Below are 14,031 nucleotides of genomic sequence, written 5' to 3' on the forward strand. Positions count from 1 at the left end.
TATGATCCACGTCCAATTCGCCGACGAGACGGAGTCGGAGATCGTCTCCTTCTTCGCATGCAGCCAGGACCCGGAAGTCTATGACCATCTGGGGCGAGTCGAGGCCAACGACCCGCGGTGGCATGAGTACTATGCCAAGCTCTCCGCGGCCGGGATGCCCCTATTCGGCATTCCCGAGCCGGCGCAGGAAACGGACTAGCCGATCGGGCGGTAGACAGCAAATACGAAGTCTGGTCCTACCTCGCCATTGCGCTCGAGCCATTCTTCCATGTCTTGCAGGAGGTGGATAAGGGCCAGATCTTCGGCTCTGGCCTCGTCGAAGTTGGTCGCTATGCCTTTGAAGACATGGTTCAGCACCGAGCCGCCGAGCGAATGGAATTCGACGCGCTCAAAGCGCTGATCGAGCGCGGGGAGGATGTCCTGTGAGCGGACAGCTTCGGAGGGGTCCTCTGCGATGACCTGAGTTACAGACTGGCGCGACGCGGCGTTCTTTGTCGTGGTGCCATCCTTCGAAAGCCGATATCGCGCCGGCAGTAGATGCAAAAGCGTTGTGGCGTACCGCAGCTGGTCGTCGGAATACTGCAGCCTGTTTGGGCCTACGTAGTCGACGATCAGCAAAACGCCACCGGGCTTCAAACTGGCACGGACGGCATCGAGGCAGTGTTCTAGGTTTTCGACGTGATGAAGCGAGTGGAAGAAGATCGCGACGTCATAGGACGCCGCAGGAATCTGAAGAGCGTTGAGATCCGCGACCTGGTAGCGCAGGTGGGCGGCGCCTATCTCTGCCGCCTTGGTGTTCGACACTCCGACCAGTTTGGGATTGAGCTCGTAGCCATCAATGGCGGCGCACTCATACCCGAAATTGGAGATTAAGCTCCGCTCAAGGTGCCCGCTCCCCGAGCCGAAGCTCGCCATCCGAACATCGGCGCGTCCCGTGACGTATCTGTCCTTGAAATACTGGAGGAAATGCAGATTCGGGTCGCCTGTCACGAGCCTGTTGTAGTAGGCATGCATCGAGGCGAGCGAGGCGGCGTTGCCCGCAGTAAAACGACGGATGTCCACATCGTCTGCGAGATGGTCCCATGCATTCTCAGCAGTGTTCCGCGCCTTGGCGAATGCCCTGCGCAGCGTGCTGACAATGCCGCGAGCAAGCGAGGTGGCCTGCTGATCTAGGAAGGTCGCCATTCGTTCCAGCTCCGTTCTTGTTGTTGGGGCGACGGTGCGCCCCATTCGCCGGAGGATTCTATCAGGCGTCAGAACCTGTACCCCAGTGTCACCATGTGGGCGCCCTTGTAGCCGAGCGGGATGTTCTTGTTAGTCATGTCGCGCGGCGGAGTGTGGATGTAGGTGTATCGCAGCGTGACGTTGCGATAGGCCACCGACGCGCCGGCGACCCAAGTCCATTCCCACTTCGGGCTGTGGCTCAGGGTTTCGACCGATCCCTTAGGGCCCCATGGGCTGGTGTCGGACACCACGGTCATGTGGGCTTTCCAGGTGCCGCGGTACAGCGCCGGGCCGGCCTCGATGCCGAAGCGCCAGCCGTTGTAGGTGTAATAGGGCTCCAGCGTCAGGGCAACGGCATGAAGGGAGCCCGACGAATTGAAGTGCCGGATGGGTCCGCACTCGCCGTTGCACTGCTTGGTGTGCGGGTTGTAGCCGCCGATGCCGTCGGGGTAGTCGGCTTCGTCCGGCGCAGCATCGGACCACATAGCGGCGCGGCCGAAGTGCATGTAGCTGAGGTTCGCCGAAACGCCGGGAAGCCACGAGCGCGGCTGATGCGGGATCGCGTCGAACGAGCCAGTGAGGCGCGCGGCCGGGAAGCGCAGATTCAGGTTGTGCCGCATCCCGCTTTGGAAGTACATGCCTTCGCCCAGGGGGGTGAAGGACGTCACGCCGATTCCAGGCTCGATGTGGAATCGGTCGAGGACGCCGGATTGCGCGGTTGCGGTTCCTGCGATCAGGAAGACGGCTGATCCAAGTCCGAGAGCGGCGGCAGATCGATGGTAGCGCCGGCTGAGCGCATCCGATCGAGCACGCGATCGACGTCCTCCGGCGCGAGCTCGAGGCGAGCCATGGCGAAGAAAAGCATGTGCATGCCCATGTCGCGCCGATTGTTGGGGTCTTCCGACAGGTACCGGCGCCATTGTCGACCGTTGGCAAGGCCGAACAGATCGGCCATCTTGCCGCTGCTGAAGCCGAGCTCGTCCTTGAGGGCTTCGAGATCCGCCGGTGACGGAGGTGTGTAGGGCATTGATGGATCCAAGAGCGCGAGCAAACGCGCGAAAGAGGACTTTCATTTTCGGCTTTCCTTTCGGAGTGTCGAACCGCACGGGGTGCGCAGCTCAGTGCCATGAATCATAGTACCCAAAGGGTACGTCGTCAAGATATTCATTCACCAGCCCGCCGCAGAGCGGGCTTTTCTTTTTTCGGGGTCTACATGCGGCTGCCTACTCCCGTTGAAGCCACCGGCTACGCCGGATCGGTCGTCTCGATCGGCGCGTCTCTGACGCTGACCGATATCGGAATCATCGTCGGTATCGTCACGGCGCTTCTCACGTTCGGCTTCAACGCCTGGTACATCCGGCGCAAAGACAGGCGAGAGGTGGAGGAACACGCGGCGCGCATGCGAGCGCTTGGAGGCAGTCATGAACTCTGACCTTCGCACGCGGCTGATTGCGGCCGGCATTGCTGCCGCCGTCCCGCTGGTGGCTGCATTCGAGGGTCTACGCCAGACGGCTTACCTCGATCCTGTCGGCATCCCAACGGCTTGCTTCGGGGCGACCAAGGGCGTCCGGCTCGGCCAGGTGTACACGCGCGAGCAGTGCGACGATCTGCTGGCGAAGGACCTGCTGGAGGCGAATGCCGGCGTGAACTCGTGCGTTCGCGTGCCGCTCAGCGAAGGACAGCGGACCGCGCTGGTGTCGTTCGCCTACAACGTCGGGCGGGGCAAGTTCTGCGGCTCGACGCTGGTGCGCAAGCTCAATGCAGGGGACTACGTGGGCGCGTGCAACGAACTGCCGCGGTGGATCTATGCCAAGGGCGTGAAGCTGCCCGGGCTGGTCAACCGCCGGGAGCAGGAGAGGGCGCTATGCCTTGGGTGAAAATCATCGCCGCTGTGGCGGCGCTCGCGCTGGCGTTCCTGGTTGGGTCCGAGTTCACCGCCCGAGGCAAGGACGCCGAGATAGCCGAGATTCGGCGCGCGGCCGCGGTCGATCAGGTCAAGGCCGCTGACCGGGCTCGCGCCGAAGAACAACGCCGCATCGCGGCTCAATCGGAGATTGCCAATGCTGCGAAACAGGAAGCCGACAAGGCGCGCGCTGATGCTCGCGCCGCTGATGCTGTTGCTGGCCAGCTGCGCCAGCGTGTCGCCGAGCTCGTCGCTGCCGGCCGGCCCGCCCGCCATCCCGCCGGTGCCAGCGGAGGCGAGGCAGCCGGCGATACCCTCGGAGTGCTTGCCGACGTGCTCAGCCGCGCTGACCGCCGAGCGGGAATCCTGGCTGAATATGCTGACGCCGCCCGGATCGCCGGGCAAGCCTGTGAACGCGCTTACGACGCGCTGAGCCGGAGCGACGCACTCCATAGGTAGAAGCCAAACGCACTGTATTTTTGTACAGTGCAGTCATGCCGTACGCCCACGACTTCGAATTCCCCCAGCAGCCAGTCTACGATCGCATCCCGGACGGCCCGTGCTACCGCTGCTCGAAGCCGCGCATCTATACCGTCTACGCCTATCGTGCTTGGTACCTGAAGTACGAGTGCCCGATCGAGGAGCTGTGCCCGGGGCTCGTGACCTGCGAGCACTTCAGCCGTGAGCCCGGGGTGGACTGACCGCTGTTCAAAACGTCGCGTAAGTATCTGATTCTATTAGGACGTATCTGGCCGTTTTTGCACCTGGTTTTGGCAGGCCATTTTTCCGGTAAGTCGTTGACTTTAAACGGTAAATTGTTGCTCGACGCCTTATACCGAAAGAGCAGTACACGTCGCGCCGCCCCGCCTTGCGTGCCTTGATCGGCGAGATGCGCTTCGCGTCGTCGGGTTCGCCACCGCCGCCCCATGCGCGCAAGCGATCGGCCCAGCGATCGAGCGCGCGGTCCGAATAGGCGCCGCCATACAGGGTCTCCGTGCCGTGCAGCCGCAGATAGACGAAATCGGCGGTCACGTCCTCGACGTAGGGCCAGTCGGCCACTGCGTCGGAAACCACCAGCGCGACGCGATGCTTGCGCAGCAGCGCGGGAAATTCCGGCGTGCAGAAGCTGGCGTGGCGGATCTCGATGGCATGCCGCAGCCGTCGTTTGCGCGTCGGCTCGAACCAGGGCTGCTTGACGCGGCCATCGTGCTGGCCGGCGAGCTTCCTCGCTTCGTCGGTGGTGCGAGGCAACATTGCCAGAAAGCGCTCCAGCCGTTCGGCCTTGAAGCTGAAATTCGGCGGAAATTGCCACAGGAAGGGGCCCAGCTTTTCCTGCAATGCCAGCACGCCGGAGGCAAAGAAGTTGGCCAGTGCGGGCAGCGCCTTTTCGTCGCGGAAGCGCAGCATATGGGTCAGATAGCGCGGCCCCTTGACGGCGAAGACGAAGCCCGGCGGCGTGGCCTCGTACCAGGCGCGATAGCTGCCGATGGTCTGCAACGAATAGTGCGAGCCGTTGATCTCGATCGTGTCGACGGCGCGCGCAGCGAATTCGAGTTCGCGCGCCTGGGCCAGTCCCTTCGGATAGAAGACGCCACGCCAGCCCTCGTAACGCCATCCCGAGATGCCGATTCGAATAGTCATCGGATTGCGCCGGCGAGGGGCCGATTCGCCTTGCGTCGTGGCGATGGCCTCGCTGGGCGACGAATGATCGATATGGGACGATCATAGGCGAATGCCGGCAAATAACAGGTGTCGCGACATCCACCGCGCGCGTAGGAACCGGCCTACGCGAGTCTCCGTTGCCGACCGATCCCTGCTGTGCGGCATGGCCCCTACATTGCACTTAAGCCGCAGCCGATCACGGCAACGCGCGGCAATTGCCAGGAGCTGGGTTATGTCGTTTGCACTATTCCTGATTGGACTGTTGATCCTCGTCGGCGGCATTGCGTGGGGCCTGATCACGGCCGGCGTGCCGGAGACCTACGTGGCGATCGCCTGTGTGATCGTGCTGGGTCTTGGCATCATGGGCGCGGTGTCGCGCACCCGTACCAAGGACCCGTCATAACGGCGCCAGGCACGCGGCCCATCCAGCCGGATCCCGGCGGTTCGGCCGCTGCGGGCGGGGCTAGGGCGACTGCCGCAGCGGCGGCGCCACCGTCCGGACCGCCGCCGCGCGTTGGCTCAACCACATGCTGGCGAGCACCAGCACCATGCCCGCCAATTGCGGCGCGCTGAGCCACTGATCCAGCAAGACCCATCCCAGCAGCACCGCGCTCAGCGGGCTGAGAAATCCCAGCGGCGCCACCACCGACGGCTCCAGCCGCGCGATGCCGCGAAACCAGAGCACATAGGTCAGCGCGGCGCCGATCAATCCCAGATAGAGAAAGCCGGCCACATTGGCCTGCGTCAGCTGGCCGAGCGGCGGTTCCACCCACAGCGCCACCGGCAGCAGCAGGATGCCGCCGGCCACCAGTTGCCATGCGGTGAAGGTCAGCGCGGAAACGGGCGGCTGCCAACGGCGCGTCAACACGGTGCCGAGCGCCATCGACGCGGCGCCCAGCAGGCCGGCGGCCACGCCGGTGGCGTCGAGCGCGGCCTTCGGCGTCAGCACCAGCAGTGCCACGCCCACCATGCCGCCGATCGCGGCGATCACGGCAACGGGCCGGATCGCGCTGCCGAGCAGCAGCCGGGAGAACAGGATCACGATCAGCGGTTGCACGGCGCCCAGCGTCGCGGCCACGCCGCCCGGCAAGCGATAGGCGCTGACGAACAACATCGCCCAGAACACCGAGAAATTCAGTGCGCCGAGCACCAATACGCGCAGCCACCAGCCGCGCTGCGGCAATTGGCGGACCCACAGCAACAGCAGCAGGCCGGCGGGCAGGGCGCGCAGCATGGCTACCGTCAGCGGATAGCCGTCGGGCAGCAGTCCGGTCGTGACGACATAGGTGCTGCCCCAGATCGCCGGGGCCAGGCCCGTCAGCAGCAGGTCGGTGGTGCGGTTCATGGTGGGCGCCTCAGGCGAAATCCAGCACTTCGGCCAGCGGCCGGCGCGGCTTTTGCGGCCAGTTGCCCGGCGCCGCGTGGCCGACCGCGACCAGAATGGCCGGCACTTCGTCGGGCCGCAGCGCAAATTCGCGGGCCACGCCCTCGGGATCGAAGCCGGTCATCGGCCCGGTCGCCAGGCCCATGCCTTGGGCGCCCAGCATCAACGTCGCGGCGCCCAGCGATGCGCTGCGAATCGCTTCATCGCGCCGGCTCTGCGGCCGCTCCAGATATTGGCCACGCGCCGCGTCGACCCAGGTCTGCACCATGCCGGCGGGCATCAAGCCAGCTTCCACCGAAGGCTGCAGGCGCTGCGCCAGCGCGGCCGGATCGGCCAGCACGCCGCAGACGATAAAGACGACCGCCGCGTCGGTAACCTTGGGCTGGTTCCATGCCACCGCGCGCAGCCGTGCCTTGGCTTCGGCGGTCCGCACCGCGATGAAGCGCCAGTTCTGCAGGTTGTAGGCGGTGGGGGCACGCGTTGCCAGCGCGGTCAGCGCTTCGATCTGCGCGTCGGACAGCGGACGGGCGGCATCGAAGAAATTGGCGGAGATGCGTTGCTCGATGGCATCGATCACGGGATGGCTCATGGTCGTTCTGGTTCCGAAAGTTCGTTGGATGTCGTGGTGCCGCGCTCGGCGCAATGGCCGTTCAGACGGTGTTTTGGGCAGTCATCTGGATGCCGTTTATTCACGCTGCAAGATTAATTGCGCTCCTCGCGCGTTGAAATATGCGATATGCTCACCACAATCTTTACTGCTGGTGAATAATCGAGGCGAGTCGACGGTGGACCATCTGACGGCGCTGCGCGTATTTCGGGAAGTCGTCGAGCGCAACAGCTTTGCCGCGGCGGCACGGCGGCTTTGCCTGTCGCCGGCGGCGGTCAGCAAGAACATTGGCGAGCTGGAAGCGCATCTGTCGACGCGGTTGCTCCATCGGACGACGCGGCGGCTGAGCCTGACCGAGGCCGGCCAGCAGTACTACACGCAGATTGCGCGGATTCTCGACGACCTCGACGAGGCCGACCGCGCGCTCGGTCCGATGCAGGGCGAGCCGACCGGCACGCTGCGCGTCAGCGCGCCGATGTCGCTGACGCTGACGCAACTGGCCGATGCGATCCCGCAGTTCCTGTGCCGCTATCCGCAGTTGTCCCTGGACCTGCGCCTAGACGATCGCCGCGTCGATCTGGTCAAGGAGGGCTTCGACGTCGCCATTCGCGGCAGCGACAAGCTCGAGGATTCCAGCCTGGTCGCGCGCAAGCTGATGTCGATGACACACGTGCTGTGCGGCGCGCCGGCGTACTTTTCGCGGCATGGCGTGCCGGATTCCCCCGAGGCCTTGCGTCAGCACGAATGCGTGCAGTTCAGCTTGTCGGGCCACGCCAGGCTATGGAGCTTTCGAAGGAGCAGCGCGCAGGGAGATGTCCAGGTCGACGTGCCGATCGATGGCCGCTACAAGGTCACGTCGAGTCTCGCGGTGCGCGAGGCGCTGCGGGCGGGCTTCGGCATCAGCCTGATTCCGTGGATCTATGTCCGCGACGACATCGAGCAGGGGCGGTTGGTCACCGTATTGGACGAATGGACCACCGTCGAGACGCATGTCTATGCGGTCTATCCGTCGCGGCGGTATCTCAACGCGAAGGTGCGCGCCTTCGTCGATTTTCTGATCGAGACGCTGGGCTGAAATGTCGAGGACTGGCTTCAGGGCTGGCGCGCGTAGCTGACGGTCAGCATTTCCCATTGATGCCCGTCGGGCTCGTTCCAGTAGACAAGGCGCCCGCCTTGCCAGGTATCGACCGCATGATCGACCGGGCCATGGACTTTGCTTCGGTAGGCAATGCCGGCCGCCTGAATGCGCTCAAGGATGCGGTCGAATTCCTCTTCGCCGACCCGGAAGCAATAGTGGATGCGCGGGAACGGCTCTTCCCATTGATCGAAATCGAGCGTCAGGCCTTCGTTCAGGTAGACCGGGCAGAACGGCCCGATGCCGGTTTCCGACCACGGCACGCCCAGCAGCTGCGCCAATTGCTTCGCCGCCGCGATCTTGTCGCGCGCGGGCACCATCAGGTGATCCAGTTCGATCGTCATCGTCGTCTCCGTTCGGGCGCGACACGATGGCTCGCATCGGGCCTGCGACCCTTAACCTGCGTTCAAGGCAGCCATGCCGCAGGGGGAGGGCAAGCCGTCCTGGACTGGCTTCGTCCTGTCCGACCCCCACCACAGACGGCTGCGCCCCATGACCTGTCTTCTTCCTTGCGCCGGCTTTGCGCCTGCCTGGCGCTGACCGTCGCCGCGCCGCTGGCGAGCGCGCAGTCGGCATCCTCATCGACCGGCAACTACCCGGAACGTCCAATCCGCTTGCTTCTCGGTCAGGCCGGCGGGGAGTGAGCCAGTCCCCTTCATGAAGCGGACCCGAACCATCCAAGGCCAACACAGCGGCTGTCGTGTACGATTGGTGCCGACCATTGGCAGGCGGGCTTTCCGATCATGGAAGTGCGTCTGTCGAAGCAGATCGATTCTGCCACCGCGCATTCGATCACCGAGACGCAGGCGTGCGATCGCCGACCTGATCCTTATCACGCATCGCAGCAAATCACGCCATGCGCACTCCTTGTCATTGGCTAAAGTGGGAGAGCGATCGAAATGCTGGTGCGCGCCGTTTACTCGACAGTCGCTGCCGAGGAAATCGCCCGGATCGTCGAGAGGGCTTATGGCGGCGCTACCGCCGCATGCAGTCTCTTGCGCCGTGGCTTCAATGATGTGTACGAGGTCAGGCTTCACGATGGTCGGCATGGAGTGGCTCGGCTGAGCAGCCGGCGAGCGCGCGGCGAGCCCAATATCGGATATGAAACCGCCTTGCTGTTACATCTTGCGGGCGCCGGGGCGTTGGTATGCGTGCCTTGGCAGACGGTGGAAGGGCAGATGTCGGTGGCCGTCCCGGCAACGGAGGGCGTTCGTCATCTGGTCGCATTCGACTATCTTCAAGGCATTGCCCCATCTCAGGATGCCGCCAACGCCGAATTGCTTGGCAGAGGGCTGGCAATCCTTCATGTCTCGGGCCGCGGCTATCGCGGGCCGGCAAGCCTGTACGACCTGGAACTGCCACATTTGTTGGACCTGCCGCTGAAAGCCATATTGGAAGCGCCGACGATGGACCATGAATTGCGCGGTCATTTCTCGCACATTGCGATTGCCGCGGTCGACAAGTTGGGCGACTTGAGGCGCCTGTCCAAGGTCCATTGCCACGGCGACTGTCACGGAGGCAACAACGTCATCATGGAGCGCGTTCATGGCGTGCCAGAGGCAGCATTCTTCGATTTTGACGACGCGGGCCCCGGTTTCCTGGCGTACGACCTGGCAGTTTACCTGTGGTCCATCCTGCAACGGATGAGCGCCGACAAGCCGCGGCTCGAGGAGAACTGGAAGTCCTACATGCGTGGATACCGCTCGGTTTGTCCAGTCTCCAAGGTCGATTTCGACGCGATCATGGCCTTTGTGGTGGTGCGACATGTCTGGTACATCGGCGAGTATGCGAGTCGAAGCCATGAATGGGGTTCAGAAAGGATCCCGCGTTCCTGGCTCGAGCAGCAAGTGCAATTGATGAAGGCCTGGCTGTCGCTCCGCACGCCGGAGTATTGATCGTTCTTTCGCCATGCCTGCCGGCCAGTTCCAGCCCCTCCCTTGTGCGTTGCCCGGCGTGCTCGCCGTCCAGGCCAGCTCGCGGCACCGCTTCGCCCGCCATACGCACGAACAGTTCGGCATTGGCGTGGTCGAACGTGGCGCGCAGCGCTCGGCCAGCGGGCGAGGCGAGGTTCAGGCGGTGGCGGGGGACATCATTACGGTCAATCCCGGCGAGGTGCACGACGGCATGCCGCTGGACGAGGCCGGGCGTTCCTGGCGCATCCTGTATTTCGACCCCGAGGTCGTTGCCCCGGTCTGTCACGATGTGAGCGAAGGGGCCGCGCGGCTTGGGGAATTTCGGCTTCCAGTGCTCAGCGATCGGACCTCGGCCGCCGTCTTCCTGCAATTGTTCGATGCGATGACAAGCGGCGATGCAGCGGATGCTGCCTTGCGTCGCGACAGCCTTCTGATGCTGCTGCTGGCGCGGACGATGGATTGCCGGCACGGCTTGCGGGAGGGCGAGGGCACGCCCGCGGCGATCGCCCATGCGTTGGCGCGTATCGACGACGATCCTTCGGTTCCCGTGTCGCTGGACGATCTCGCCAAGGCCAGCGGCCTGAGCCGCTTCCAGGTGCTGCGCGCCTTTAACCGTGCCACCGGGCTGACGCCGCATGCCTATCTAGTACAGCGGCGGATCGATCTCGCGCGCCGCCTGATCGCGTGCGGCCGGCCGCTGGCCGAGGCGGCGATCGGCAGCGGGTTTGCCGATCAGAGCCATATGACGCGCATCTTCGTGCGGAAATACGGCCTGTCGCCCAGCGCCTATGCCGCCATCGCCACCGGGCGGTCGTTGCGCTGACGGGCACCGCCTGAAGACGGCCTCCCCGCCGCTGCAATTTCGTTCAAGACGCCTGCCATGCCGCGGCCTAGCCTTAGGCATCCAACGATGCGGAGGCGGCCATGTCCGACAAGACCGAAGGTTATTTCTATCTGGCGCTGGCCATGATCCTGGTCGGCAGTACCGTCATTGCCAGCAAGGTCATCGCCGCGGGGCTGCCGCCGTTTACCGCGACGGCGCTGCGGTTTGCCATCGCATTGCCCGGCTTTCTGCTGCTGATGAAGCTGACCGGGACGCGCCTGCCGGCCATCGGCCGTGGCGACCGGTTGCTGCTGGTCCTGCAGGCGGTGGCGGGCAGCGTCGGCTATACCACCTTGCTGATCTCGGGCCTGCGGATGACATCCGCCGCTGACGCCGGCGTGATCATCGGCACGCTGCCGGTGGTATCGGCGCTGGTCTCGATCGTCGTGCTGAAGGAGCGCCCTGGCGTGGCCTTGCTGCTGGCCATTGGACTGGCGACCGCGGGCGTGGTCGCGGTGGCGGTGCCGGGAGAGGGTGCCGATGGCGGTCGGGGAACGTGGCTTGGCAACGCGTTGGTGATGGGCGCGGTGGTCTGCGAGAGCCTGTTCATTCTGCTGAACAAGCGGCTGCGCCAACCGCTGCAACCGCTGGCCCTGTCGACCGTGATGACGGCGATCGGCCTCGCGGCGTCGATCGTTCCGGCACTGCTGTTCGAGGCGCCATGGCGGCATGGGCTGCCAAGCGGCGCGCTGACGGCCGTGCTGTACTACGCGCTGGTGCCGACCGTGGCGGGCTTCGTGCTCTGGTATGCGGGCTCGGCGCGCACCAGCGGCACCGAGGCGTCGCTGTTCACCGCGCTGGCGCCGATATCGGCCGTCGCGATGGCGTTTCTGCTGCTGGGCGAGCCGGTCGGCTTCAGCCAACTGGTCGGCATCGGCTGTGTGGTGGTGGCCGTGCTGAGCCTGGTGCTGGCCGGCAGGCGCAATTCCGGGGCGCCACGCGCGGCGGGGCGCCGGCAGCGCAGGTGCGACCGCACTTGCAACCGCAGTGGCGGCCGCAAGTGCGGGCTAGCGCAGCGGCCGTGAGCGCGCGGCGCCGTCCACGGGCATATACGCCCGCGGCGTCGTGCCGAGGTAGCGGCGGAACATCGCGATAAAGCTGCTGACGCTGGCATAGCCAAGATCGATCGCAATCGCCGTGACGCTGTCGCCGGCGGCCAGGCGCTCCATCGCCGCCAGCAACCGCATCTGCTGCCGCCACTGGACGATGGTCCAGCCGGTCTCGGACTGGAAGCGCCGCGTCAGCGTGCGGCGGCTCATACCGATGCGTGCGGCCCAGCCATCGAGATCGGTGTTGTCGTCCGGCGCGGCTACCATTCGCGCCGCCATCCGCGCGAGGCGAGGCTCGCGCGGCATCGGCAGGAACAGCGTCTGCGCCGGCTCGCGCGCGAACGCATCGGCGAACACGGCCAGGTAGTGCTCGAGGGCGGTGCCGGTGGGCGCCGCATCGCCGGTCAGCGCCGCGAGCAGCGCGTCCAGCAGCGGCGACAGCCTTGCCACCTTGACCGTGTCCGGCATCGCGGCACGGCTCCACGCGCCGTCGAAATACAGGCCGGTGCCGGTCATGCCCGCCTGCACGCTCGCGCCATGCATCATTCCCGGTGGGATCCATGCGATGCAGCCGGTCGGCATGACCCAGCGGCCGCCCTCGGCCTCGATGGCGACCACGCCGGACTGGATCGTGAACAACTGTCCTAGTTCATGCCGATGCCGACGGCGCTCGCGGATGCCGGCATGCGACAGCTGGCGGATTTGCTTCAGCGACACGATCGATCGAATGGTGGCCCGATTGGAATATCACCTGGCATTCTAGCGTTAGCGGGCAAGATGGAGCGGCTCTAGACTGGCTGTATCGCCAATACCACGGAGCCATTCGATGTCATCTGCCACGCCATCCCGATCGTTTGTGCGCAACAGCCGAGGCCGCGCATGAAGCCGGAAACCATGCTGCCGGACCATATCGATACCGTGCAGGCAAACGGCATCACCGTACGCAAGGGCAGTGTCGGCGCGTTCCTCGCGAGCTGGCGCGTGCTGTCCGATCCGGCGCAGTCCGACAAGAGCCGTGCCGCGGCGAAAGAAGACCTGATCGCGCTGATCCCGGCGCTGAACGCGCTGGGTCTGTTCGACGTGCTCGAGCCGCGCGATCCCCAACTGCGCGAGCTGATCGCACAAGGCCGCGGCGGCGCGTGAGCGCACGCCGCGGCCCTGTGCCGGCTGGATGCGGCTGCGGGTGTAGATCAGACCAGCGTCAGCCGCACGTCGATGTTGCCGCGCGTCGCGTTCGAATACGGGCAGACGACGTGAGCCTTGTCCACCAGCGCCTGTGCGGTGTCGCGCGCGACGCCGGGAATCGAGATCTGCAACTCGACCTCGATGCCGAAGCCGGTGGGAATCTGACCGATGCCGACGTTGCCGGTGATCGTGGTGTCCGCGGGCAGCGCGATCTTCTCGCGGCCGGCGACGAACTTCAGGGCGCCGAGGAAACAGGCCGAGTAGCCGGCGGCGAACAGTTGCTCGGGGTTGGTGCCGGGACCGCCAGCGCCGCCCAGTTCGCGCGGCGTGCTCAGCTTGACCTCGAGCGCACCATCGGACGAGACGGCACGGCCGTCACGGCCACCGGTGGCTTGGGCTTGGGCGCGGTACAGGACTTTTTCGATCGACATGGTTGGCTCCTTCAGGGTTGTACTTCGGGGTTCCACTTCAATATAGTGCGCTATTACATAGCGCGCGATATAAATCCGCCAAGGCAAGACGGCGTCGTCGCCCTTGCGGCTCAGTCGGCCGCGTTCTGGGCAATCCTCGCCGTCACGCTATCGAGCTTGCGCTTCAGGCTGGTCAGTTCCTCGACGCTGCACGCCGACGCGCACAACACCGACTCCGGCACCTTGCCGGCCTGCGTCTTCAGCGCGCGGCCGGCCTTGGTCAGACTGACGATGACCTGCCGCTCGTCCGCCGCCGCACGGGCCCGCGACACCAGTTCCTGCGTCTCGAGGCGCTTGAGCAGCGGCGTCAGCGTGGCCGAGTCCAGATTCAACCGGGCCCCGATCTCCGACACCGTCAGCCCGTCCTGTTCCCACAGCACCATCATCACCAGGTATTGCGGATAGGTCAGGCCCAGCGGGCGCAGCAGTTTGCGGTACAGCTTGTTCAGCGCCAGCGAGGCCGAATAGACCGAGAAGCAGAACTGCCGGTCCAGCAACAGCGCGGTGGCAGGGTCGATTCGGGCGTTCGATGCGGCGTTCATGAAACGGAATATAGATCGTGCGCGATTGAATAGCAAGAAATTTATTTGTGCGACGGAATTCGTTCGAGAATCCC

21 protein-coding genes are annotated in these 14,031 nt (G+C 65.0%); 11 read left to right on the plus strand and 10 right to left on the minus strand.

Annotated elements, in window-relative coordinates; all coding sequences use genetic code 11:
* Nucleotide 1: 1 nt before the first annotated feature.
* Nucleotides 2–199 (plus strand): hypothetical protein, encoded by a 198-nt coding sequence (locus tag FOB47_RS02790; protein WP_174779881.1) that lies wholly within the window; start codon nucleotides 2–4, stop codon nucleotides 197–199.
* Here FOB47_RS02790 and FOB47_RS02795 read toward each other — a convergent pair.
* The 3 genes from FOB47_RS02795 to FOB47_RS02805 all read right to left on the minus strand — a co-directional run bounded on the left by FOB47_RS02795 (nucleotide 196) and on the right by FOB47_RS02805 (nucleotide 2,251).
* Nucleotides 196–1,185 carry a class I SAM-dependent methyltransferase gene (locus FOB47_RS02795; protein WP_174779882.1) on the minus strand — a complete coding sequence of 330 codons (990 nt, stop codon included), beginning with the start codon at nucleotides 1,183–1,185 and terminating at the stop codon, nucleotides 196–198. The genes FOB47_RS02790 and FOB47_RS02795 overlap by 4 nt on opposite strands.
* Before the next feature lie 68 nt (nucleotides 1,186–1,253).
* Complete coding sequence (locus tag FOB47_RS02800; protein WP_174779883.1) at nucleotides 1,254–1,892, minus strand: hypothetical protein; 639 nt, start codon at nucleotides 1,890–1,892, stop codon at nucleotides 1,254–1,256.
* Between the two features lie 65 nt (nucleotides 1,893–1,957).
* The gene (locus FOB47_RS02805) at nucleotides 1,958–2,251 is read right to left on the minus strand and encodes a hypothetical protein (RefSeq protein WP_053824277.1); all 294 of its coding nucleotides are present in this window, start codon (nucleotides 2,249–2,251) and stop codon (nucleotides 1,958–1,960) included.
* A gap of 99 nt (nucleotides 2,252–2,350) precedes the next feature.
* On the opposite strand from FOB47_RS02805, the gene FOB47_RS02810 reads away from it, so the two are divergent.
* The 4 genes from FOB47_RS02810 to FOB47_RS02825 are packed head-to-tail and all read left to right on the plus strand — an operon-like array spanning nucleotide 2,351 to nucleotide 3,828.
* On the plus strand, nucleotides 2,351–2,656 hold the full coding sequence (locus tag FOB47_RS02810) for a phage holin family protein (RefSeq protein ID WP_226994974.1): 306 nt from the start codon (nucleotides 2,351–2,353) through the stop codon (nucleotides 2,654–2,656).
* Entirely contained in the window at nucleotides 2,646–3,101 is a 456-nt protein-coding gene (locus tag FOB47_RS02815; protein WP_174779884.1) for a lysozyme, read from the plus strand. The genes FOB47_RS02810 and FOB47_RS02815 overlap by 11 nt, the downstream gene beginning before the upstream one ends.
* Nucleotides 3,089–3,586, plus strand: coding sequence for a DUF2514 family protein (locus FOB47_RS02820; RefSeq protein WP_174779885.1), 498 nt, complete (start codon nucleotides 3,089–3,091; stop codon nucleotides 3,584–3,586). Before FOB47_RS02815 ends, FOB47_RS02820 begins: the two co-directional genes overlap by 13 nt.
* Nucleotides 3,587–3,606: 20 nt before the next feature.
* A complete protein-coding gene (locus tag FOB47_RS02825; RefSeq protein WP_174779886.1) occupies nucleotides 3,607–3,828 on the plus strand; it encodes a hypothetical protein in 222 nt (73 codons plus the stop codon).
* A gap of 7 nt (nucleotides 3,829–3,835) precedes the next feature.
* Here FOB47_RS02825 and FOB47_RS02830 read toward each other — a convergent pair whose 3' ends face one another.
* Nucleotides 3,836–4,768, minus strand: coding sequence for a DUF72 domain-containing protein (locus FOB47_RS02830; RefSeq protein ID WP_244959264.1), 933 nt, complete (start codon nucleotides 4,766–4,768; stop codon nucleotides 3,836–3,838).
* Between the two features lie 253 nt (nucleotides 4,769–5,021).
* Between FOB47_RS02830 and FOB47_RS02835 the strand changes: the two genes are divergently transcribed.
* The gene (locus tag FOB47_RS02835; RefSeq protein ID WP_006576660.1) at nucleotides 5,022–5,192 is read left to right on the plus strand and encodes a hypothetical protein; all 171 of its coding nucleotides are present in this window, start codon (nucleotides 5,022–5,024) and stop codon (nucleotides 5,190–5,192) included.
* A 60-nt stretch (nucleotides 5,193–5,252) separates the two neighbouring features.
* Here the strand turns inward: FOB47_RS02835 and FOB47_RS02840 are convergent, their stop codons facing one another.
* Together FOB47_RS02840 and FOB47_RS02845 are read right to left on the minus strand one after the other, a co-directional pair.
* Nucleotides 5,253–6,134, minus strand: coding sequence for an EamA family transporter (locus FOB47_RS02840; protein WP_174779887.1), 882 nt, complete (start codon nucleotides 6,132–6,134; stop codon nucleotides 5,253–5,255).
* A gap of 10 nt (nucleotides 6,135–6,144) precedes the next feature.
* Complete coding sequence (locus tag FOB47_RS02845) at nucleotides 6,145–6,762, minus strand: nitroreductase family protein (protein WP_174779888.1); 618 nt, start codon at nucleotides 6,760–6,762, stop codon at nucleotides 6,145–6,147.
* A 196-nt stretch (nucleotides 6,763–6,958) separates the two neighbouring features.
* Here FOB47_RS02845 and FOB47_RS02850 point away from each other — a divergent pair, with 196 nt between their 5' ends.
* Entirely contained in the window at nucleotides 6,959–7,855 is an 897-nt protein-coding gene (locus FOB47_RS02850) for a LysR family transcriptional regulator (RefSeq protein ID WP_174779889.1), read from the plus strand.
* Nucleotides 7,856–7,872: 17 nt separating this feature from the next.
* Here the strand turns inward: FOB47_RS02850 and FOB47_RS02855 are convergent, their stop codons facing one another.
* Nucleotides 7,873–8,259, minus strand: coding sequence for a VOC family protein (locus tag FOB47_RS02855; RefSeq protein ID WP_174779890.1), 387 nt, complete (start codon nucleotides 8,257–8,259; stop codon nucleotides 7,873–7,875).
* A gap of 555 nt (nucleotides 8,260–8,814) precedes the next feature.
* Here FOB47_RS02855 and FOB47_RS02860 point away from each other — a divergent pair.
* From FOB47_RS02860 to FOB47_RS02870, 3 genes are all read left to right on the plus strand, one after another.
* A complete protein-coding gene (locus tag FOB47_RS02860; RefSeq protein WP_053824269.1) occupies nucleotides 8,815–9,810 on the plus strand; it encodes a phosphotransferase enzyme family protein in 996 nt (331 codons plus the stop codon).
* Between the two features lie 13 nt (nucleotides 9,811–9,823).
* A complete protein-coding gene (locus FOB47_RS02865; protein WP_174779891.1) occupies nucleotides 9,824–10,651 on the plus strand; it encodes an AraC family transcriptional regulator in 828 nt (275 codons plus the stop codon).
* A gap of 101 nt (nucleotides 10,652–10,752) precedes the next feature.
* Nucleotides 10,753–11,736: a DMT family transporter gene (locus tag FOB47_RS02870; RefSeq protein WP_174779892.1), complete on the plus strand. Its 984-nt coding sequence runs from the start codon at nucleotides 10,753–10,755 to the stop codon at nucleotides 11,734–11,736.
* Here FOB47_RS02870 and FOB47_RS02875 read toward each other — a convergent pair.
* Nucleotides 11,719–12,477, minus strand: a complete 759-nt coding sequence (locus FOB47_RS02875) for an AraC family transcriptional regulator (protein WP_174779893.1) — start codon at nucleotides 12,475–12,477, stop codon at nucleotides 11,719–11,721. The genes FOB47_RS02870 and FOB47_RS02875 overlap by 18 nt on opposite strands.
* Nucleotides 12,478–12,639: 162 nt before the next feature.
* On the opposite strand from FOB47_RS02875, the gene FOB47_RS02880 reads away from it, so the two are divergent.
* The gene (locus FOB47_RS02880) at nucleotides 12,640–12,903 is read left to right on the plus strand and encodes a hypothetical protein (protein WP_174779894.1); all 264 of its coding nucleotides are present in this window, start codon (nucleotides 12,640–12,642) and stop codon (nucleotides 12,901–12,903) included.
* A gap of 47 nt (nucleotides 12,904–12,950) precedes the next feature.
* Here the strand turns inward: FOB47_RS02880 and FOB47_RS02885 are convergent, their stop codons facing one another.
* Complete coding sequence (locus tag FOB47_RS02885; protein WP_053824264.1) at nucleotides 12,951–13,376, minus strand: organic hydroperoxide resistance protein; 426 nt, start codon at nucleotides 13,374–13,376, stop codon at nucleotides 12,951–12,953.
* Between the two features lie 110 nt (nucleotides 13,377–13,486).
* Nucleotides 13,487–13,957, minus strand: a complete 471-nt coding sequence (locus FOB47_RS02890; RefSeq protein ID WP_174779895.1) for a MarR family winged helix-turn-helix transcriptional regulator — start codon at nucleotides 13,955–13,957, stop codon at nucleotides 13,487–13,489.
* Nucleotides 13,958–14,031: the final 74 nt, after the last annotated feature.

This window comes from Cupriavidus gilardii, from assembly GCF_013347325.1.
Lineage (GTDB): Bacteria > Pseudomonadota > Gammaproteobacteria > Burkholderiales > Burkholderiaceae > Cupriavidus > Cupriavidus gilardii.